19 protein-coding genes are annotated in these 21,579 nt (G+C 63.2%); 3 read left to right on the forward strand and 16 right to left on the reverse strand.

Annotated elements, in window-relative coordinates; genetic code table 11:
• Window positions 1-122: 122 nt before the first annotated feature.
• Window positions 123-374, forward strand: a complete 252-nt coding sequence (locus BLS41_RS26430; protein WP_007178046.1) for a hypothetical protein — start codon at window positions 123-125, stop codon at window positions 372-374.
• A 111-nt stretch (window positions 375-485) separates the two neighbouring features.
• Here BLS41_RS26430 and BLS41_RS26435 read toward each other — a convergent pair whose 3' ends face one another.
• The 11 genes from BLS41_RS26435 to BLS41_RS26485 all read right to left on the reverse strand — a co-directional run bounded on the left by BLS41_RS26435 (window position 486) and on the right by BLS41_RS26485 (window position 14,653).
• Complete coding sequence (locus BLS41_RS26435; protein WP_074770206.1) at window positions 486-1,694, reverse strand: ABC transporter substrate-binding protein; 1,209 nt, start codon at window positions 1,692-1,694, stop codon at window positions 486-488.
• Window positions 1,695-1,801: 107 nt separating this feature from the next.
• The gene (locus BLS41_RS26440; RefSeq protein WP_074770208.1) at window positions 1,802-5,422 is read right to left on the reverse strand and encodes a molybdopterin cofactor-binding domain-containing protein; all 3,621 of its coding nucleotides are present in this window, start codon (window positions 5,420-5,422) and stop codon (window positions 1,802-1,804) included.
• The gene (locus BLS41_RS26445) at window positions 5,419-5,943 is read right to left on the reverse strand and encodes a (2Fe-2S)-binding protein (protein ID WP_074771200.1); all 525 of its coding nucleotides are present in this window, start codon (window positions 5,941-5,943) and stop codon (window positions 5,419-5,421) included. Before BLS41_RS26445 ends, BLS41_RS26440 begins: the two co-directional genes overlap by 4 nt.
• A gap of 31 nt (window positions 5,944-5,974) precedes the next feature.
• Entirely contained in the window at window positions 5,975-7,174 is a 1,200-nt protein-coding gene (locus BLS41_RS26450) for an amidohydrolase family protein (protein ID WP_074770210.1), read from the reverse strand.
• A 76-nt stretch (window positions 7,175-7,250) separates the two neighbouring features.
• The gene (locus BLS41_RS26455; RefSeq protein ID WP_074770212.1) at window positions 7,251-7,964 is read right to left on the reverse strand and encodes an ABC transporter ATP-binding protein; all 714 of its coding nucleotides are present in this window, start codon (window positions 7,962-7,964) and stop codon (window positions 7,251-7,253) included.
• A complete protein-coding gene (locus BLS41_RS26460; RefSeq protein ID WP_074770214.1) occupies window positions 7,961-8,770 on the reverse strand; it encodes an ABC transporter ATP-binding protein in 810 nt (269 codons plus the stop codon). Before BLS41_RS26460 ends, BLS41_RS26455 begins: the two co-directional genes overlap by 4 nt.
• Window positions 8,767-10,719, reverse strand: coding sequence for an ABC transporter permease (locus BLS41_RS26465; protein WP_074771201.1), 1,953 nt, complete (start codon window positions 10,717-10,719; stop codon window positions 8,767-8,769). The genes BLS41_RS26460 and BLS41_RS26465 overlap by 4 nt, the downstream gene beginning before the upstream one ends.
• A 170-nt stretch (window positions 10,720-10,889) precedes the next feature.
• Entirely contained in the window at window positions 10,890-11,474 is a 585-nt protein-coding gene (locus BLS41_RS26470) for an amino acid synthesis family protein (protein WP_074770216.1), read from the reverse strand.
• 48 nt (window positions 11,475-11,522) lie between these two features.
• Entirely contained in the window at window positions 11,523-12,113 is a 591-nt protein-coding gene (locus BLS41_RS26475; protein WP_074770218.1) for an amino acid synthesis family protein, read from the reverse strand.
• Window positions 12,089-13,015 carry a UPF0280 family protein gene (locus BLS41_RS26480; protein WP_074770220.1) on the reverse strand — a complete coding sequence of 309 codons (927 nt, stop codon included), beginning with the start codon at window positions 13,013-13,015 and terminating at the stop codon, window positions 12,089-12,091. Before BLS41_RS26480 ends, BLS41_RS26475 begins: the two co-directional genes overlap by 25 nt.
• 27 nt (window positions 13,016-13,042) lie before the next feature.
• Window positions 13,043-14,653: a 6-hydroxynicotinate reductase gene (locus BLS41_RS26485; RefSeq protein ID WP_074770222.1), complete on the reverse strand. Its 1,611-nt coding sequence runs from the start codon at window positions 14,651-14,653 to the stop codon at window positions 13,043-13,045.
• A gap of 399 nt (window positions 14,654-15,052) precedes the next feature.
• Here BLS41_RS26485 and BLS41_RS26490 point away from each other — a divergent pair, with 399 nt between their 5' ends.
• The gene (locus BLS41_RS26490) at window positions 15,053-15,790 is read left to right on the forward strand and encodes a TetR family transcriptional regulator (protein ID WP_074770224.1); all 738 of its coding nucleotides are present in this window, start codon (window positions 15,053-15,055) and stop codon (window positions 15,788-15,790) included.
• A gap of 57 nt (window positions 15,791-15,847) precedes the next feature.
• Here BLS41_RS26490 and pcaC read toward each other — a convergent pair whose 3' ends face one another.
• The 5 genes from pcaC to BLS41_RS26515 all read right to left on the reverse strand — a co-directional run bounded on the left by pcaC (window position 15,848) and on the right by BLS41_RS26515 (window position 20,113).
• Window positions 15,848-16,252, reverse strand: a complete 405-nt coding sequence (pcaC, locus tag BLS41_RS26495) for a 4-carboxymuconolactone decarboxylase (RefSeq protein WP_074770226.1) — start codon at window positions 16,250-16,252, stop codon at window positions 15,848-15,850.
• Window positions 16,249-17,040: a 3-oxoadipate enol-lactonase gene (gene pcaD, locus BLS41_RS26500; RefSeq protein WP_074770228.1), complete on the reverse strand. Its 792-nt coding sequence runs from the start codon at window positions 17,038-17,040 to the stop codon at window positions 16,249-16,251. The genes pcaC and pcaD overlap by 4 nt, the downstream gene beginning before the upstream one ends.
• Before the next feature lie 5 nt (window positions 17,041-17,045).
• A complete protein-coding gene (locus tag BLS41_RS26505; RefSeq protein WP_074770230.1) occupies window positions 17,046-18,425 on the reverse strand; it encodes a 3-carboxy-cis,cis-muconate cycloisomerase in 1,380 nt (459 codons plus the stop codon).
• Between the two features lie 306 nt (window positions 18,426-18,731).
• Window positions 18,732-19,391 carry a 3-oxoacid CoA-transferase subunit B gene (locus BLS41_RS26510; protein WP_074770232.1) on the reverse strand — a complete coding sequence of 220 codons (660 nt, stop codon included), beginning with the start codon at window positions 19,389-19,391 and terminating at the stop codon, window positions 18,732-18,734.
• Window positions 19,392-19,405: 14 nt separating this feature from the next.
• On the reverse strand, window positions 19,406-20,113 hold the full coding sequence (locus tag BLS41_RS26515) for a 3-oxoacid CoA-transferase subunit A (protein ID WP_074770234.1): 708 nt from the start codon (window positions 20,111-20,113) through the stop codon (window positions 19,406-19,408).
• Window positions 20,114-20,567: 454 nt separating this feature from the next.
• On the opposite strand from BLS41_RS26515, the gene BLS41_RS26520 reads away from it, so the two are divergent.
• Window positions 20,568-21,497: a LysR family transcriptional regulator gene (locus BLS41_RS26520; protein WP_074770236.1), complete on the forward strand. Its 930-nt coding sequence runs from the start codon at window positions 20,568-20,570 to the stop codon at window positions 21,495-21,497.
• The last annotated feature ends 82 nt before the right edge of the window (window positions 21,498-21,579 follow it).

Here is a 21,579-nt window from a genome sequence, read left to right on the forward strand (position 1 = left end):
AATCGATTCGAATCGCAGCCGGATTCGCGCGAATTGCCGCGCAGCACTCGCGCACGCCGGAAGGACGGCGTATGGTGTCAGCAAGGGTTGGCGCCGTGGTCCGGCCCGACGGGAGACGTCACATGAAGATACCGACCGTTCGCGCAGGTGCGCACATCGAAGGCGTGCACTGGATCGCCGAATACGCCGAAGACGTTCACGAGATTCGCGTGTTTCGCGAAGGCCAGGAGGTGGATGTGCACAACGCGCCGTCCACATTGTTCGGCGACGAAGAGAATGCGGGGTCCAAAAGCACCGCGGATCACCGCGCTGTCGAGGCGGCCGTGCTGGCTTATCTGAAGCGCTTCGTGATCGAGCACGACGCGGAAGAGTGAGCAGGCGGCACTGCGCTTTTTCATGGAGCCTGAGACGCTCCTTCAATACAGCCTGCGGCGTCACGCGCCGCAGGCCTTCAAACACGAAGCATCGTTACATCGGCGGCCGCTTCAGTCCGCCGGCCGCAGCTTCTTCACTTCGGCATCCGATGGCTGCACGCTCGCGCCATCGATATAGCGGTACGACGTCATCACGCCCTTGCCGTCCTTCACCGCCGTCACGCCGACATACGCACCCATCGTCGACTGGTTGTCCTGCGCGCGGTACATGATCGGCCCGAACGGCGTATCGACATTCAAGCCCTTGAACGCAGCGGCGAGTTTGTCCGGATCGGTCGAACCCGCTTTTTTGATGCCGTCCGCAATCGACATCAGCGCCGAATAGCCGACCACCGAACCCAGTCGCGGATAGTCGTGATACTTCGCCTGATACGCGTCGACGAACTTTTTGTTCGCGGCCGTATCGATCGAATACCACGGGTAGCCGGTGACGATCCAGCCGGTCGGCGCTTCAGCGCCTAGCGGGTCGAGATAGTCCGGCTCGCCGGTCAGCAACGACACCACGCTGGTGTTCTTGAAGAGACCGCGCGTATTGCCTTCACGCACGAACTTGCCGAGATCCGCGCCGAACAGCACGTTGAAAATCGCGTCCGGCTTCGCATCGGCAATCGCCTGAGTGACCGCGCCCGCATCCACCTTGCCGAGCGGTGTTGCCTGTTCGACGACGAACTGCACGTCGGGCTGCGCCGCCGTCAGCAGCTTCTTGAACGTCGCGACCGCCGACTGCCCGTACTCGTAGTTCGGATACACCAGCGCCCAGCGCTTCTTGTGCAGCTTCGCCGCTTCGGGCACCAGCATCGCCACCTGCATATACGTCGAAGGACGCAGACGGTACGTGTATTTGTTGCCATCGGCCCAGACGATCTTGTCGGTCAACGGCTCGGCGGCGAGGAAGAAAATCTTCTTCTGCTTCGCGAAGTCGCTCAACGCAAGGCCCGTGTTCGACAGGAAGCCGCCGAACAGCAACTGCACCTGCTCGCCCGCGATCAACTCCTGTGCGGCGCGAATCGTGTCGCCGGGGTTGCCGTTGTCATCGCGCGACACGACTTCGAGTTGTTTGCCGAGCACGCCGCCCGCTGCATTCACCTGCTCGAGCGCCAGATTCCAGCCGTTCTTGTAAGGCCCGAGAAAGGCGGGCTGCGCCTTGTAGCTGTTGATCTCGCCGATCTTGATGGTCTGCTGTGCGCTCGCGCCCAAGGCGGCAAACGAGAACACCGTCGACACCGTGAGGCGAGAGATCCATCCTGCGCGCGTGGTCATGCGTTTCTCCGTTATCAGAAGGATTGCGTGAAAGCTGTTCGTTGTTGTTGCGCTCGCTGTTCCGCGCGCTTTTCCGCTTTATATCAGGCGAAAAAACGGCCGGCGTTTCATTCCGCTGGCGACGTCGCGCGAATTCTGGCGACGCTTGCCGTGACGTCCTGCCACGCGGGTTTGCCACCGGCGAATTGCTGACGCAGGTACGACACGAGTTCGGCCACCTGGGCGTCGTTGAAACTGTCGCGATAAGCCGGCATCGTACCGAGTTCGGGGCGCGCAGGCGAGCCGATGCCGTCGAGAATCACGCGGATCAGGTTATCGGGTGTCGCGCTGTGCAGATTCGTGTTAAGCGCGAGCGACGGATGCGCGCCGAACAGTTGCGGCCCGCTGCCCGTGTGATGACACGCGGCGCAAGCACCGTCAAAGAGACGCGCGCCGGGCGTGGACGGCGCGCCGCTAATCGCGCTGGCCTGCTCGTATTGACGCGCGACCGCCTGCGGATCGGCGTTCGCCTCGAGCGGACTGAGCGACGCGAGATACGTCGCCATCGCGCGAATATCGCTGTCGGGCAGCGCCGCCAGATCGCCGACGACGGGCGCCATCGGCCCCGCTGCAACGCCGTGCAACGGCGCGTGACCGTGACGCAGATAGCTGAACAGTTCGTCCTCGCTCCACGGAACGGGCGCGTTCGAAAGCGTGGATAAAGCGGGCGCTTCCCAGCCGTCCGCAACACCGCCGCCCATGAAAGCCGCACCGGTTTTCTCGGCGCCGAACGCGTTGCGCGGCGAGTGACACGCGCTGCAATGGCCGAGGCCGTTCACGAGATACGCGCCGCGATTCCATTGCGCGCTTTGGGCCGCGTCCGCGCTGAACGTGGTGCGTCCGAGGAACAGGCCGTTCCATGCCGCCATCAGCGGACGCACGCTGAACGGGAACGCGAGCTTCGTTTCGGGCGGCCGTGAGCGCACCGGCGTTTGCGACATCAGATACGCGTACAGCGCCTTGAGGTCGTCGTCGGAAGTGTTCCTGAACGACGTGTACGGGAACGCCGGATAAAGCCGGTGACCGTCACGACTGATGCCCTGCCGCATCGCGCGCACGAAGGCTTCCAACGACCAGTTGCCGATTCCGGTCTGGCCGTCCGGCGTGATGTTGGTGCTATAGACGGTGCCGAACGGCGTCGCGAGCGGTTTGCCGCCCGCGTTCGGCACGCCGTTCTGCGCGGTATGGCAAACCGCGCAATTCCCGAGCGACGCAAGCACCTTGCCGCGTGCCACCAGATCGGGGGCGAACGCGCTGGCAAGCGGCGGCGTGATCGGTGCGATCGCGTGCGGCGTGAGCGACAACGCACCGAGCCAGCCCGCCGCGCCCGCTGCGAATGCGCCGAGAAAACCCAGTCGCCAGCGCTTTTTCCTGCGGGCTGCGGCGTCTTCGGCCTGCGCGTCGGCAAGCGCCGCGCGGATCGTTTCCGGCGTGAACGGAGGTCGACGAAAACGCACACCTGTCGCGTCGAAAAGCGCGTTGGCGATTGCCGCCGCGCCTGGCAGCGACGCGGATTCGCCCGCGCCCATCGGCGGCTCGCCGTGACGCGGCATCATCACCACGTCGATCACCGGCACTTCGCGGAACGTCAGGATCGGATACGCGCCCCACTCCTGGCTCGTCACCGCGTTTTCACCGAACGTCACGCGCTCTTTCAACGCACGGCTGGTCGCCTGAATCACGTTGCCGTGTATCTGATGACGCACGCCGTCTGGATTCACCATCGTGCCGGTGTCCTGGCCGACCACCACGCGCGTCACCGCGAGTTCGCCGCTTTTGCGGTTGACTTCGACGTCGGCGATCCACGCGGACCACGCCGCGCCGAAGCCGGGAAATTTGCTATGCACGTAGCGGGCGTACGCGATGCCCCTGCCCCGTGCAATATCGCCTTCCTGCTCCCGCGTTGCCGATGGATCGCGCGGCTCCCAACCCGCTCTTTCAGCGACCGCCTTGACCAGATCGACCGCGCGCGGATCGGTCAGATGCCTCAGCCGGAATTCGACGGGATCGACGCCCGCCTCGGCCGCGAGTTCGTCGATGAACGACTCGTGCGCGAACGTGTTCGGCAACGCGGACACGCCGCGCAACCAGGCAGCACGCACGATCGGCGGCGTATCGTCGCAAACGATCCGCATGCTGCGATAGTCGTACGGCGGCACGGCCGTGCGGTCGCCCATTTCGAACACCTGCGGCTGCGCGGGGATCGTGCCGGTCAATAGCAGCGCCAGCGTAGGCGCATCGTTCGACGGATAACGCGTCGCGAAATCGTACGCGGCCAGTTCGCCTTCGGCGCTCAACGCGCCGCGCACATCCATCAATTGCGCGGCGCCTTTCGGCTCCCACGTGTGTTCGTCTTCGCGCGACAGTTGCACGCGCACCGGCGCGCCGGTTGCACGCGAGAGCAACGCGGCGTCGGCGGCGACGTCGTCCGCGCAATTGCGGCCGTAGCATCCTGCGGCATCCATTCGCACGATCTCGATGTGCGCCTCGTCCATTGCCATCAGCAATGCGAGATCGGCGCGTAGCGAATGCGGATTCTGCGTGCCCGACCAGACCTTCAACGCGCCTTCACGATAATCGGCGACCGCGCACGACGGCCCAATCGACGCGTGCATCTGGAACGGCCATACATACGTACGCTCCAGAGTGCGCACAGGGTCTTGCGCGAGCGTGGCATCCACATCGCCGTCGATCAAAAGATCACGACGTGTAGCAGGATTCGCGCGCAACGCGGCTTCCACCTCCTCGCTCGTTTCAAGCGATGGCAAACCCTCAACCGTTTTCCACTGCACGTCCAGTCGTTTTACCGCTTGCTGCGCGACTTCTTCTCGCTCGGCGACGATGCCGACGAAATCGCGAATCACCACGACCTTGACGATGCCGGGCAACTCGCTGACGGAGTTTTCGTCGACGTGCAGCAGGCTATTGCCCATGAAGTCGCCCTGCGCAATGCCCGCATAAGGCGGCCTCACCACGCGGCCATGCAACATGCCGGGCACGCGTACATCGTGCACGAAAATCAGTTCGCCCGTTGCCTTCGCGGGGATGTCGACGCGCGGCGTGCTCCTGCCCACGACTTTGTACTGGTCGGGCGACTTCAACGGTGCATCGGCGGAGAGTTTCAGTTCGACGCGCCGTCCGCTGACCAGCTCCCCATAGGGAATGCTTTTCGCGGCGACGCCTTCGCTTTTTGCATCACGCAGAAATACTTTGCCATCCTGCACATCCAGTTGGTCTGCATCAGCGCCCAGACGCGCCGCCGCTTCGGCGAGCAAATATTGACGCGCTTGCGCCGCCGCCTGCCGCAAGGGCACCGCCGAAATCTGAATCGTCGCGCTGGCAATCGTCGGCCCCTGATTCGGCGCTTCACCCGTGTGGCCGAGCACGATCGATACGCGCGTGAGCGGTACATCCAGTTCTTCCGCGACGATCTGCGCGAGCGCCGTGCCGATACCCGTCCCGAGATCGACGTGACCGTTGAATGCAACCACACTGCCGTCATCACGCACGACGAGAAACAGATCCGCCTCGGTCGGCACGAACGACGAACGCGAACCCGGCTGTCCGATCGCGGCCTTCACCGGACCTTGCGGCGGCCGCGTCACGATCAGCACGCTCTGCGCGTCATACAGCTGTTTGCGCGACGGCGGCGGCGTGCGTCGATCGACGCTGAAGTCCGGGCCGGTCATGTGCGCGCTCCTTCATGCACGAGCGGCGCAGTGGTTGGCGCAACTTGCGCGGCCAGCAATTGCGCAGCGCGTTGCACCGCTCGCACGATTTCGACATGCGTGCCGCAGCGGCACAGATTGCGCGACAACTCACGCTGGATCGTCGCGACGCTCGGCTGTGGATCGCGATCGAGCAATGCTTTGGCCGTCATGATCATGCCGTTCAGACAGTAGCCGCATTGCGCGGCCTGTTCTTCGATAAACGCCTGTTGTACGGGGTGCAACGCGGCGCGCGTGCCGAGTCCTTCGAGCGTCGTGATGTCGCGGCCCAGTGCGACCTTTGCGGTCGTCACACAGGCGCGCGTCGGCACGCCGTCGAGCAACACCGTGCACGCGCCGCACTCGCCCAAACCGCAGCCGAATTTCGGCCCGTTCAACGCGAGGTCGTTGCGCAACAGGTAGAGCAAGGGCGTGTCGGCATCGGCGTGGACGAGATGCGTCGCGCCGTTCACGTTCAGCACCAGTGGCGCGGGGCGTGTCATCGCGATGCCGCCCACGCGTGTCGGCGCGTACTCACAGCACGACCGGCACTTCAGTGGCCGGCGGCGTGTTGCGGCTGCGGCGACAGCGGATCAGACCGTCGATCATCACCATGCCCACACCGGGAATATCGCCAAGCTGGACGCTTTCGAGCAGCGTATCGGCGGCCGTGTGTTGCGCGCGGTCCATGAAGACGAGGTCAGCGGGACGGCCCACTTCGATCAACCCCTGGCGCAGATTGCGTTGACGCGCGGTGTTGCCGGTGGCGAAGCAGAACGCGATTTCAGCGGGCACGTCGGCGAGGCTGGAAATCAGCGCGATCATTCGCAGGATGCCGAGCGGTTGCACGCCGGACCCTGCCGGACTGTCGGTGCCGAGAATGATCCGGTGCGGGCACTTCAATTCGATTGCATGACGCGCAGTCAGCAATGCGATCCGCTCGTTGCCGTTGTGAACGATCTCCAATGCGCGGCTCGATTGCTCGCACAAATCGCACACATGCTTATACGACAACGATGTATGCCCACCGTTGATATGGCCGATCACGTCGGCGTCCGCCGCGAGCACCACGTCGCGATCGATCAGCCCCGAACCCGGAATCGACGGACCGCCCGTGTGAATCGTGCTTTGAATGCCGTACTTGCGCGCCCACGCGACCATCTGCGCGGCTTCCTCGCCGCCCTTCACGCTGCCGAGCCCGACTTCGCCCAGCAGCTTCACGCCCGCCTCGGACAGCTCCTTGAAGTCCTCTTCGACCATGCCCTTCTCGATGACCGGCGCACCCGCCATCACCTTGACGCCGCCGCCGACACCCGCGCCGCGCATCCCTTCGAACGAACGTTGCGCGGTAATCGCCAGCGCCTTCACGCCAAGCACGTCTTTCGGGCGGCCAGGCAGATGCACTTCACCGGCCGAGATCATTGTCGTCACGCCGCCGTTCAGATTCGATTCGATCCAGCCCATCTGATTCTGGCGCGGCGTCCAGTCGCCGAATACAGGATGCACATGCGAGTCGATCAGGCCGGGCGCAACCGTCGTGCCCTTGCAATCGATCGTGGTCTTCGCGCCTTCGAGGTCGCAATCCTTTTCCCGGCCGACCGCGACGATCACGCCGTCGTCGATCACCAGCGTGGTCGCGTCGAGAATCGGCCGGTCGATATCGCCCGATAACAGCAGCCCGATGTTCGTGATAGCGACCTTGCCCGACAAACCCGTCAACGTCTCTGCTGCCATCTGCCTCTCCTTTCGCAACGACTGCCCGGCTACGCGTTACATGCGTCGAGGATGCACGCCACGCCCGCCAACGGAATCACACGCTCAGATAAGCGCGCCTGACTGTTTCGTTCTGTGCGAGTTCGCCGATCGTGCCGCTGAAGCGGATCTGCCCTTTTTCGAGCACATACGCGCGGTCGCTGACCAGCTCGGCGAAGTGCAGATTCTGTTCGGATAACAGAATCGACAGCCCTTCGCGCTTGAGTTCGAGAATCATGTTGGCCATCTGTTCGACGATCACCGGCGCCACGCCTTCTGACGGTTCGTCGAGCAACACGAGATACGGATTGCCCATCAGCGTGCGCGAGACGGTCAGCATCTGCTGCTCGCCGCCACTCATCTGTCCGCCGGGACGCGTCGGCATTTCGCCGAGATTCGGGAAGAGCCGGAACAGCTTTTCCGGCGTCCATCGCGGCGCGCCTTCGCGCGGTGGCTGACGGCCGGTGTCGAGGTTTTCCATCACGGTCAGATCCGCGAACACGCGGCGATCTTCGGGGACGAAACCCATACCCATCCGCGAGATTTTGTACGGCGGCAATGCCGTGATGTTCTGTCCGCGAAACGTGACTTCGCCCTGGCGGCGCGGCAGCAGTCCCATCACGGCTTTCATCGTCGTCGATTTGCCTGCGCCGTTGCGGCCCATCAGCGCGACCACTTCTCCGCGTCCGACTTCGAGGCCGACATCGAACAGAATATGCGCGCGGCCATAAAACGCGTTGAGGCCGGAGACTTTCAGCATCGGCTCGCTCATTGCAGCGCTCCCTGTCCCTGATGACCGCCCGCCGTGTCATGCAACGGCGCACGCGGCTGGAAGGTCTTGCCGGTGCCGAAATACACTTCCTGCACGCGCGGGTCGTTACGGATCGTCTCGGCATCGCCCTCGGCAATCAGCTTGCCGCGCGCCAGCACGATCATGCGATCGGCGTACGCGAATACGACGTCCATGCTGTGCTCGGTGAACAGCACGCCGATCTTGTGCTCGGTGACGAGCCGCTTGGTCAGCGCCATCAATTCGTTGCGCTCCTTCGGCGCCATGCCGGCGGTGGGTTCGTCCATCAGCAGCAGCTTCGGACGATTGGCGAGCGCGATAGCGAGTTCGACGCGCTTCACGTCGCCATAAGCGAGCACGCCGCACGCACGATTCGCGTCGGCGGCCATGCCGACCTGTTCGAGCAGCGCGATCGCTTCATCGGCATAGCGCGAGCCTGCGGGCTTCCAGAGTCCGAAGGTTTTGCGTTCGCGCGACACCAGCGCCATTTGCACGTTCTCAAGCACGGTCATCGAATTGAAGGTTGCAGCGATCTGGAAAGTGCGGCCGACGCCGAGCCGCCAGATATCGCGCGGACGCATGCCGACCAATTCATGATCGTTCAGCCTGATCGAGCCGGACGACGGCGACAGTTGACCGTTGACCATGTTGAAGCAGGTGGATTTGCCCGCACCGTTCGGTCCGAGCAGCGCCAATAGCTGACCTGCTTCGAGATCGAAGGAAACATTGTCTACCGCTTTCAAGCCGCCAAATGATTTGCACAACGAGGAGACGCGCAGCAAACTCATAGCCCCTCCTTGATCGCAGCCGCGCGTTGCGAAGGCGTCGCCGCGCTACTGTCGCGCTGATCGGCGGTATCGTCACCGGGGTCGCCGAAACGTTCGCGGATAAAGCCGACGATACCCTGCGGAAACGCAATCACCAGCAGCAGGATCGCGAGGCCGAGCAGCGCCTGCCAATAGTCTGTTTGTCGCGCGACGGTGTCCTGCAGCCACGTGAAGACAGCCGCGCCGACAATCGGCCCGCTGAGCGTCTGCAAACCGCCGAGCAGCACCATCACAAGGCCGTCGACGGAGCGGCTGACGCTGATCACCTCCGGCGAAATCGTGCCCTTGGAGAACGCATACAGCGATCCGGCGAGCCCGCAGAACAGCGACGCGATCACGAACGCCGCCCACTGCACGCGCTTCACGTCGATCCCGATCGCCTCGGCGCGCAGCACGGAATCGCGCGACGCGCGCATTGCATAGCCCAGCGGCGAGAACAACATTCTGCGCAACAGCCATACGCCGATCACCGCGCAAACCAGCGTGAGGTAATAAAACGCCACCGGCGACGCCAGCCAGTTCGACGGCCACAGCCCGAGCAGCCCGTTGCTGCCGCCCGTCACGTCGTCCCACTGGAACACGACGGACCAGACGATCTGCGCGAACGCGAGCGTCAGCATCGCGAGATAGACGCCGGAGAGCCGCACGCAGAACCAGCCGAAGACGAGCGCGCCGGCTACCGCCAATAACGGGCCGAGCAGCAACGCAGCTTCCATCGGCAGATTCAGGACTTTGAGGAACAGCGCCGCACCGTACGCGCCCAATCCGAAGTAAGCGGCGTGGCCGAACGAATGCATGCCGCCCGGTCCCATGATGAAATGCAGGCTCGTTGCAAACAGCACCGCGATCAATATTTCAACCAGCAGCACCGGCATGTACGGGAACGCGCCCGCTGCGAGCGGCGCGAGCACCAGAACCAGCAGCACGATCGCCGCAAGCCACTTCACGCGCTTTCCTGCGGGACGTAATGGCGTTTCCGGCGCAGCCATGCCGCGCACGGCGGCACTCGCGCGGCCGAGCAGTCCCCAGGGCCGCACCACGAGAACAATCGCCATCACCACGAATTCGGCGACCAGCGTGAAGCGGCTCAGCGACAGATCGACGCCGAACAGCGACACGTGTCCGATGCCGATGCACAGCGCCTTGATCTCCGCGATGATCAGCGCGGCAACGAACGCGCCCGGAATCGACCCCATGCCGCCGACCACGACCACGACGAACGCATTGCCAATCGTCTCGAGATCGAGCGACAGGTTCGCCGACATGCGCGGCCCTTGCAACGCGCCGCCCAACCCCGCGAGAAACGCGCCGACGAAAAACACACCGGTAAACAGCCACGCCTGATTGATGCCGAGCGCGCCGAGCATCTCCCGATCCTGGGTCGCGGCGCGCACGAGCGTGCCCCAGCGTGTGCGCGTCAGCGCGTACCAGAGGATGAGCAGAACCACCGGGCCGATCACGATCAAAGCGATGTCGTAGGTCGGCAATTGATGACCGAGGAATTCCACTGCGCCGGTCAGATGCGGCGCGCGTGGGCCGAACAGATCGTCGGGGCCCCACAGCCATAATGCGGCGTCGCGAAAGATCAGTACCAGTGCAAAAGTGGCTAACAGGTGGAACAATTCGGGCGCCTGGTAGATACGCCGCAACACGATCATTTCGACCAGCGCGCCCAGTACCGCAACGACCAGCGCTGCGGCCAGCACCGACAACCAGAATCCCCCCACCGTGTGCCCGAACCGGCTGGCGATGCTGTACGCGACATAGATGCCGAACATGTAGAACGAGCCGTGCGCAAAGTTGACGATGCGCGTCACGCCGAAGATCAGCGACAAGCCGGCGGCGACGAGAAACAGCGTCGACGCATCGGCGAGTCCGTTGACCAGCTGTACCAGCAAATTCGAAAGCATCACGCCCCTCGGCAGATTGCCGAACGGCACATGCGCGGCGTAGCGCATGCTGCACGATCGGCAGATATTGCAGCGCGTGGGGCGACATGCACGCACGCGTCAACGGTAAAACAGCCTGTCCGGTTTGGGACTGGATTCAGCGGGCCTGCAAATGCAAACAGCCGGGCGATTCAGCGCAAACCGTCTTCGCCCTTGATCTCGCTCACCTGCAAGCCGCCGATACGCGGCAACGGTCGGCCCGAAGCCGTCACGGCCACCGCCACGACAATTTCGTTCGCACGCGGCGCATCGGCAACGCGTGCTTCGATTGCATCGAAGTGACTGCGCACGAAGGCGGCGTCTTTATGACCGAGCGGCACGTCGATCGCGGTGCCGAGCGTCCCCATTTTTTTCGCCGACGGCACCAGCGCCGCGCCCTTTTCAACCGCGACCCGCAACGGCGCACCCAGCTTCGGATGCAGGATCGCGGCGGCGTGCTCCAGTTCGCCCGCCTCGCCGACAATCGCCGCCTTGCCGTAACTTTGCGCGTCGCCTGGCTCGATGCCGAGCGCTTCCACGCATTTGTTGCCAAGCAACGCGCCTAATTCTTCACCGGCTTCGATCAGCGCGTCGAGCTTCGCTTCATAGCGGCCCGCATACGGATTGTCGATCACCGCAATCGCCACCGCGCGACGGGTCGGCGGATCGATAGTCTGCCCCATTTCAATGCGCGTTTCATCCACCTGCACGATCAGCTTGCGAAGCTTGATTGCCATTTCACTCTCCGGGTTTCGATGCTCGTTCCGAGTTTCCACGCCAACGTGTCAGCGCAAGCCGTCCTTGCCGACAATCGCTTCTTTCGCCAGCCCGCCGACGCGCGCATGCACTCGCTGCCCCGTACTCATCACGAGGATGTACACGAGTTCATCGGCGGCGGGCGCGCCTGGCACGCGCACTTCGATCGCGTCGAAATGACTGCGCACGTAGCTCGCGTTCACGTGCGTGAGCGGCACGTCGAGCGCGGTGGACGGTGCGCCGACCTTCTTCGTCGACGGCACGATCGCGTTGGTCGGCACGCCGTTTTTCTCCAGCAATTCGCGCATCGCATAACCGCCGGGCACGTGCCACAACGCGCCGTGTTCGAGTTCGCCTCGCGAGCCGATAATCGCGCCCTTCCCGTAACTTTCAATCGATGCATGCGGCACGTTCATCGCCGCCAGCAGCCGCTGCGCCATGTCGAAGCCGATGGGCTTCAGCGCTTCCATCGCGGGTTCGATTTTCGCTTCGTAGCGGCCAGCGAACGGATTCGTCATCACCGCGGCGATTGCACCGCGTCTCAATGGTTGCGCGGGCGGGGGACCGAACTCATGAAAGATATCTTCGACGTGCGTCAGCACGCGGCGTATTTCGAACACGTTGCCTCCGTTGTTGTATCGGCGCGAGGTGTTGGCAACGCGCCATTGCGATCCATGCCGACGACGCGAACCCGCCCTTGCAGGAACAACGCGGCGCATTCTATCAAGCCAATTTCCCGCAGATGCTGCGCGGCCTGTGCGCCGCGAGACAATGCGAAATCGACGAGCGGTTGCGGTAAAGATGGGACGTCGACGGTGACGGGCAGGTCGCCGAGATCGCTATCGTCTTTCAGCGACGACGCCGGACGGCGCACGATTGCCGCGTGGTCCAGATCGACCGCGTTGGCGATGATCGTCGCGGCGGCGTCGGCGATGGCAGCCGTGCGTGCGAGCACGGTCACGCTGTCAGCAATGCCAAGGCTGAAACTTCGGCCGCGCCAGCCGCTGGTCGCAACGCCGCGAATGGGGCGACTGGCGTCGAGCGTGAAGTTGGCGTCGAGCGCGAGGTTTTCGTCGGCCGCGCGTTTGCCGGCGTACTGCGCCAGATCGGCGAATACGCCAATGCGGTATTGCCGCCCTTCCGCCAGATACAGCGCAATATCGCCGCCGTTGTTGATGTAAGCGCGCTCGATGCCTTTACGATTGAAAGCCGCGATCAGTTCATCGGCGACACTGCCTGCGACTGCTGCCATCGGTGTGATGTAGCGCGCACGGTGCGGATGGCACGCGGACCACATGCGTCGCGCAACCGGACCTTTCAATGCGGTTTCCATTTGTACAGGCTGCCGCAACAGCTTCAACTCGCTGACCAGTTCGGGCAACACTTCGGTGAAACGCACCCAGCAGGCGTCATACGCGGCCTGCAATGCGGCAGGCTCGCCGTCCGCGCTAAGAATCAGATCGATCGGCCCGTGTTGCCAGTGCCAACGGCTTGCATCGAGTCGGGTGCGGGTGGGGTTCATGACGTTTTGTGTTGATCCGGGAAGCGGTTAGCCGAGCATTGGCGGCATCGAGGGCGGCCACGGATTGTCCGGATTGCGCGCCAAGGTTCGACGCGCGAGCGGCGCCCCTTCCGTATGTTCCGGCCCATTTGCCAGCACGCTTTCCAGCGAGCGCACCGCGTCGAGATGACCGCCGAGATCGCGATACGCGTCATACGTCATGGTGAATTCGATCGGCGCGACAATCGCGGGCGTCGGCACCGTGCCGAACGAACGATCGGGCATACGCGACACATCGACCATGACCGTAATGCCGCCGCCCGGCCACACATAAGCCGGCGCACCACCGCACGTGACGTTGACCAGCTTCTGTTTGATCGCGCGCGTGAGCAGCACGGGGTTCTCCGTGGCGCCGGCCCGCAGACTGCCGCCCGCGCCGCCGAGAAACAGCACGGTAGCCAGTGAAGGCTCACAGTTCTCACCAATCCGCTCGACCGTTCGACGCACCGCGTCAGGCATCTCGGCAATACGCGGCACGAGATCCTGATCCAGCTCATACCATTGCGCATGCTCGCCGGTGGTCGACACCATCAGCAAACGCATGCCCGGTTTTGCGACGCCAGGATCGAAACCTTCGACAATCGCGAGCGGGTCCTGAATGTCGGTGCCGCCCCAACCGGTGCCCGGATTCGCCACCTGAAAATAGCGGCCGGGCGTCGATTTACGTCCGCGAATTTTCAGACCCGAACGCGTCATGCCGAGGCATCGGCCCGCCTGGTGTTCGGTGAGCACGCCGGTAATGTGATCGTCGACGACGACCACTTCGTCGGCATGACCGAACCATTGCTTCGCGAAGATGCCGATGGTCGCGGAACCGCAACCCACACGCATGCGCTGCTCTTCCACCCCGTCGACAACCGGTGCGGCGCCCGCGCGAATCACGAGGCTTGCGCCGCCGTCGATGCTCAACTCCACCGGCTCCTTATTGCCGAGCGCGAGCATCATGTCGCAGGTCACGCGGCCTTCTTTCTTGCTGCCGCCCGTGAGGTGATGCACGCCGCCCAGGCTCAGCATCTGCGAGCCGTATTCCGCAGTGGTGACGTGGCCAACAATCTCGCCATGACAGCGCACGTTCGATTGCTCCGGCCCGAGGAAGCGGTCGGTGTCGATCTTCACCTTGAAACTGCAATAACTGAAAATGCCCTCGGTGACGACCGTGATCATGTCGACATCGTCGAGCTTCGAAGCGACGATAAAAGGTGCAGGCTTATAGTCGGGATAGGTAGAGGATGCACCGACGCCGGTGACGAATAGCCCCTGTTCAGCGGCATATTCCTGCTCTTTCGCTTCGGACGAAGCATCGAATTCGACTAGTGTGTCGGTCGGCTTTGCGCCCGCTTCAGCAGAAGCCGCACGCGACAAAAACACCACGGGATCGACGCGAATCAGCCGCCCCTCCGCATTCGCATAACGATCGCACGCGCCGGTGCGCCCCTCTGATATCTGGCACAGCACAGGACACGCATTGCATTCGATCTTGTTCGACGCCATCCGCTCGCTGCGCGGAGCCGCCTTTTCGAGCACGGTCGGTCCAGGCGTCGACGCGGTTTCGCCGTCGACACTGTCCGCACCGAAATCGACCTTCGTGTGTTCTGTCATGGTGGGGTTCCCATACGACATTACAAGCGACGACATCACAAGCGGTCCTGAGCGGCTGACGAATAGCCCTTATTTCAAGGCACTTTCGCGTGACCTTTCTATTTTCATGTTGCGGTCACTCACCGTTCATGTAGTATCTTCTACACCAAACTTGAATTAAATCTACCCGATCAAAATAGACTGTGCAACGGGTTTCCCGATGTGCAACGTAATGGTGCAACGCGGCATCGCCAGATGAATCGCGGTTCGGCCAGCGCTTCAATCTACGCCTGTGCGATGAATCGCGCAGCGCCTGCCGCAAGCGCCAATGCGGGCTGTATGATGAAGACGCGCTAGTGCGTGACCGGCCAGCGCGCATGTCGTTTTAATCTGACGCTAACAAAGCAATTCGAGGCCGCCATGAGTTCCACCGTCGCCCGCAAGCCGGGTGCTACCGGCATCCGTGCGAAACAGGCGCAGGATACGCGCGCCAAGATTCTGAAAGCGGCCATCAAGGTCTTCGCCAAGCAAGGCTATGCGAGTGGACGTGTCGAAAGCATTTCGAAGGCCGCGCGCTCGCACGACCGCATGATCTATTACTACTTCGGCAGCAAGGAGCAATTGTTCGTCGAAGTACTCGAAACGATCTACACGCAATTCAACGAAGCGGAAAGCAAACTCGATCTCGATCTGAACGACCCTGTGCATGGCCTGGAGCAGATGGTCGAATTCGTCTGGCAGTATTACCTCGATCACCCCGAGTTCGTCACGCTACTGTCGAGCGAGAATCTGCATCAGGGCAAGCACGCGAAAAAGTCCGTTAAATTGAAGGAGATTTCGGGCTACGCAATTTCGGTCGTGCAGAAGTTGCTGGATGCGGGGCAAGCGCAGCAGGTTTTTCGCACTGACGTAAAAGCGCGCGATGTGTATCTGATGATCGCGTCGCTCGGTTATTTCTATAACGCCAATCAGTACACGCTGGGGGCTTTTCTCGGCGAGCCGTTAATGGACAAAGCCGCGCTGGCGCATTGGCTCGATGTCATCAAGGACACGGTGTTGCGCGCAGTGCGTTTGCAAACGCCCGTAGCTGCGAGTGCAGCGCCGACGCAAACCGGCAATAGAGAACAGCAGAAGGAAAGCGCCCACGGCGCGGTATAAAAAAACGCGCACCGTTTTACCGGCGCGCGTTTTTTCAAAGCAACCCGGCAGTTCGCGTTACGGCTTCGCAGCGCTCGCCGCCGCAGCGTCGTCTTCACGGAACAGCTTGTCGGCCAGGTGAAACGCCGAATTCGCCGCAGGCACGCCGGCATAAATCGCGGTTTGCAACAGCACTTCCTTGATCTGCTCGCGCGTCACGCCATTGTTCTTTGCAGCACGCAAATGCAGCGCGAGTTCTTCGCTGCGGTTGAGCGCGACCATCATCGCAATGGTGATCAGGCTGCGCGTGTGACGCGGCAACCCTTCGCGCGTCCAGATTTCGCCCCACGCGTAACGCGTTATCAGGTTCTGGAATTCGTCGGTCAATTCGGTGCGGTTCGCGAGCGACCGGTCGACGTGCGCGCTGCCGAGCACCGCGCGACGCACGGTCATTCCGGCTTCGTAACGGTCTTCGTCGTTCATTTCTTCTCCGTCAGGAAATCGAGCACGGCCTTGTTGAAAGCGTCGGTCTTCTCGATGTTGGAAATATGCGAGGCGTCCAGTTCGACATAGCGCGCGCCGGGAATCGACTGCGCGAGTTCGCGGCCTTGCGCGGGCGTCGCGGCGAGATCGTGCGTGCCGCTGATCACCAGCGCCGGCACCTTGATGCCCGCCGTTTCGGGGCGCAGGTCGGTGGCGTCGATCGCGTCGCAATTCGATGCATAGCCTTCCTTGTCGGTATGCACGAACACGTCGCGAATCATCGACAACACCACCGGCTCGCGTTCGAAATAGTCAGCGGTGAACCAGCGCGGCAGAACCGCGTCGGCCAGTGCGAGCATCCCTTCGCTGCGGGCTTTCGCGGCGCGCGGCACCCACACTTCCGGCGAACCGATACGCGCCGCCGTGTTGCACAGCACGACGCGATCGAAGCGATCGCCATGACGCGCGGCCAATGCGACGCCCGTGAGGCCGCCCATCGACAGTCCGCAGAAATTCGCGCGGGCGATTTTCAGCGTGTCCATCAGGCCGAGCACGTCGCCGGTCAGTTGTTCGATCGTGTACGGCCCCTTCGGCGCTTCCGAATGACCGTGACCGCGCGTGTCGTAACGCAGCACGCGGAAATGTTTCGACAGCGCCGCGACTTGCGGCGTCCACATGGACAGATCGCTGCCGAGCGAATTCGACAGCACGATCCACGGTGCGTTGCCGTGACGGTCACCGTCGATTCGATAGTGAAGCTCGGTACCGTTGACTGCGGCGTAGGGCATGCCGGTTACTCCTTGGAATGGGCGCGCTCGATGCGCGCGGTGTGAAGTGCCAGCGCGGCGTCCACATAAGCGTGGGCCTGGCCGACATATTGAGCGGGATCGAGCAACTGCTTCAGACGCTCGAGCGGAAGATGTTCGGTGACGGCCGCGTCGGCGGCGAGCACTTCAAAAAGCGTTTTGCCGTCGCGAATCGCAGCCTTCGACGCACGCTCGACCAGATGGTGCGCGTCGAGCCGGCCGATGCTGTCGCCGAGCGCGAGCATCACCGCTTCGCCGAGAATCAGCCCGTGCGTGATGTCGAGATTGGCGGCGAGGCGCGGCACGTTCACGTTCAGGCCCGACGCGATCTGCTCGATGTTGGCGAGCGCGCCGCCCGCGAGTCGCGCGAGATCGGGCAATGCGTCCCACTCGGCTTGCCAGCCGCCGAGCGCGCGTTCGTGCTCCTGCACCATCCCGGCGAAGACCGTGGCCACCAGCCCCGGCGCGCGCGTCGCGGCGGTCAGCACGGCGGCACAGCCAACCGGATTGCGCTTGTGCGGCATCGTCGACGAACCGCCCTTGCCTGCCGCGGCGGGCTCGGCGAGTTCGTCGATTTCGGTTTGCATCTGCAGCGAGATATCGCGCGCGATCTTGCCGAGCGTGCCGATCAGCATGCCGAACAGCGACGCGGTTTCGGCCATGCGGTCACGCTGCGTGTGCCACGGCAACGTGGGAACGGCCAGGCCGAGTTCACGCGCCAGCGCTTGCGTGACTTGCGGCGCGGCGTCACGCAGACTCGCGAGCGTGCCCGCCGCTCCGCCGAACTGCAGCACCAGCACGCGAGCGCGCAGCGCATCGAGCCGCTCGCGATGACGCAGCAACGCGTCGAGCCATTGCGCGAACTTCAGACCGAGCGTGATCGGCAGCGCCTGTTGCAACCAGGTGCGGCCGATCATCGGCGTCGCGCGATGGGCGGTGGCGAGTGTCGCGACCGCGTCGCAAGTGGCTTGCAGACCGCTGTCGAGCAGGTCGAAGGTGTCGCGCAGTTGCAGCACCGTCGCCGTGTCGATGATGTCCTGGCTCGTCGCGCCCCAATGCACGTATTTCGACGCTTCGGCGTCGGCCGCCTTGACGCGCGCGGTGAGTTGCTTGACGAGCGGAATCGCGAGATTGCCGCCGAGCGCAGCGTCACGTGCGAGCGCGTCGGCGTCGAGTTGATCGGCGTGGCAGGCGGCTTCGATCGCGGGTACGGCGGAAGCGGGAATGACCTGGTGCGCCGCCGAAGCGCGCGCGAGAGCGGCTTCGACGTCGAGCATCCGTTGCAGCGTGGCGCGCGGCGCCCAGATGTCGTTCATCGGCTGTGTGCCGCAGAGAAGGCCGGTCAGACGGGCACTGGAGTCGAGCATGGTGACGTCGATGATCGAGAGAATCGGAAGTGATGGAGTCGCGCGGCGAGCGGTCCGATGTGTGCGACGAGATACCCGCGATCAATCTCGGGCATCCGACGCAAAACACCGCTCATACCGCACGAATCGTGAACGGCGCGGCGAGCGCGAAGTAGCGACGTATTGTGCGCCAAACGCGGCGGCGCCGTCGCTGAAGCTGACACGCCAGCACGAAGGAGGCTTACCTCGATGCGTGCTGGCGTGACGGTGAAACGCGCGCGTCGCCACGTGCGGCAATGCACCTGGCGATTGACGCCGAGCGCCGCGTTAAGCCGCGCGAGCCGCCTGCGTACCGTCGATCAGAGGCACGCCGGTCAACTTGTGCAGCGCATCGAAATCGATGTCCGAGAAAATCTCGCGCACCACCAGACCCTTGTCGGTCACGTCGATCATCGCGAGGTCCGTATAGATACGGTCGACGCAGGCCACACCCGTCACCGGATACGAACATTCAGCGGCGATCTTGCTTTCGCCCTGCTTGGTCAGGTGTTCCATCATCACGTAGACCTGCTTCGCGCCGATCGCCAGATCCATCGCGCCGCCCACAGCCGGAATCGCGTCGGGCGCGCCGGTGTGCCAGTTCGCCAGATCGCCCTTCGCCGACACCTGGAACGCGCCGAGCACGCAGAAGTCGAGGTGGCCGCCGCGCATCATCGCGAACGAATCCGAGTGATGGAAATACGCGCCGCCCGTCAGCAACGTGACGTGCTGCTTGCCGGCGTTGATCAGTTCGTCGTCTTCCTCGCCTTTGGCGGGCGCCGGGCCCATGCCCAGCAGACCGTTTTCGCTGTGCAGGAAGATTTCCTTGTCGGCGGCGAGGTGGTTCGCCACCAGCGTCGGCACGCCGATGCCGAGGTTCACATAAGCGCCTTCAGGGATGTCCTGTGCAACGCGCTTGGCCATTTCATCGCGGGTCAGTTTTTTCATGTCGGGTCTCCGGTTCAGGCGGCAGCGTCGTGAGGATTGGGCATCGGGGCGTGAGCCGCTTGCGGCACTTCGATCACGCGTTGCACGAAAATGCCCGGCGTCACGATGTTTTCCGGGTCGAGCGCGCCAAGCGGCACGACTTGCGACACCTGCACGATCGCGGTTTTTGCCGCGCTCGCCATGATCGGGCCGAAATTGCGCGCCGTCTTGCGATACACGAGGTTGCCCCAGCGGTCGCCCTTGTACGCCTTGATCAGCGCGAAGTCCGCATGCAGCGGCGATTCCAGCACGTAATGCTTGCCGTCGATCAAACGGGTTTCCTTGCCTTCGGCGAGCTTGGTGCCGTAAGCGGTCGGCGTAAAGAAGCCGCCGATGCCCGCGCCCGCTGCGCGGATACGCTCCGCGAGGTTGCCCTGCGGCACGAGTTCCAGTTCGATTTCGCCGGCGCGGTAGAGCGCGTCGAACACATACGAATCGGTCTGACGGGGGAACGAGCAGATGATCTTGCGCACGCGCTTCGCTTTCAGCAGCGCAGCCAGGCCGATGTCGCCGTTGCCTGCATTGTTGTTGACGATGGTGAGATCGCGCGAACCCTGCTCGATGAGCGCGTCGATCAATTCCGACGGCATGCCGGCCGTGCCGAAGCCGCCGATCATGACGGTCGCGCCGTCCTGGACATCGGCAACCGCCGACTGAAGTGACTCGAAAATCTTGTTGATCATGTCGAATTTCCTTGTGGGGCGCTGCGTGCCGCGAGGCTGACTGCCGTGGCCGGCAGGGCTTCTACGGGACGGTCTCCGGGCCAATGCTGGCGGCGGCTCGCCGGTGGGAGATGCAAGCTGGCGCCTTCGGTTTGTCCGCTGCCGGCCGGCTCAATATTTGTTCGATATATGAACATGGATTCGGTTAGCGAACGCTCAGGCGATTATGGTTGTCCTTCGGGCGGCTTGTCAAGGCAGGGAAATCCCCTTAATCATAGGTTCTTGCGCGCAAAAATGGCGGCTTGCGTGCATTGCCAGGGCGCGCGAGGCGGGGTTAAGCACAGGCTTCGAAAGCCCGGCAAGGTGCCACCTGCAGGCCAGGAAAAATTGAACTCCACTATCCTCCGGGCATATTTTTAGACTACCCTCTATGCGGATAACAAATAGACCCACCCCGCTTCGCAGGCGATAAAGCATGTCCGAGACACAACTGGATCTGAATCTGATCCCCTATCTGGTCGCGATGGAAGACACCCGCAATGTCAGCCGCGCCGCCGAACAGCTTGGCGTCAGCCAGCCTCGCGTGAGCACCGCGCTGGGCCGTTTGCGCGAATATTTCGACGACCCGCTATTCGTGCGCACGTCGAAAGGCATGGAGCCGACGCCGCGTGCGCTCGCGATCCTGCCCGCCGCGCGCGACGCGCTTCTGCGTATCGAGAAAGGCATGCTCGACGTGCAGGACTTCGAGCCGGCCACCAGCACCCACACGTTTTCGATTGCGCTGTCCGATGTCGGCGAAATCGTCTTCCTGCCGCGTCTGCTGCAGCTTTTCTCCGAGCGCGCGCCATTCGCGAATCTGCGCTCGGTGACGCTGTCGCCATTGCAGGTGGAACGCGGCCTCGAATCGGGCGATGTCGATCTGGCGGTCGGCTACTTCCCCGATCTGGCGGGGAATAACTTCTTTCAGCAACGGCTGTTCACTCACCGGTTCATCTGCCTGATGCGCTCGGGGCATCCACTCGCGAAAGCGCCGCTCACGCTCGCGCAATATGTGGCGGCGGGGCATGCCGTCGTACGCTCCGAGGGACGCAGCCAGGAAGTCCTCGAACAGTATCTGGAGAAGAAGCGCATCAAGCGTCGCGCGGTGCTGGAAACGCCGCACTTCATGAGCCTGCCGTTCATCCTCGCGCACACCGATCTGCTCGCGACCGTGCCGCACGCCATCGGCTTCGCGTACGTGTCGGAGCATGCGTCGATCATGCTGGTCGAACCGCCGCTGCCGTTGCCGCGTTTCGATCTGCGGCAGCACTGGCATCGCAAGTTTCACAACGATCCGCGCGCGAGCTGGCTGCGCGGCGTGGTCGCCGAACTGTTCAACGACGCGATGGACGAGTGGCCGAAGTGATCGGGATGAATCAGCGCCCCGACAGCAACAAGGGACATCGGCACGATGGACCGCAAAACATGGAACAATGGCCGCACTCATT

It is taken from the genome of Paraburkholderia fungorum, from assembly GCF_900099835.1.
Classification (GTDB): Bacteria; Pseudomonadota; Gammaproteobacteria; order Burkholderiales; family Burkholderiaceae; genus Paraburkholderia; species Paraburkholderia fungorum_A.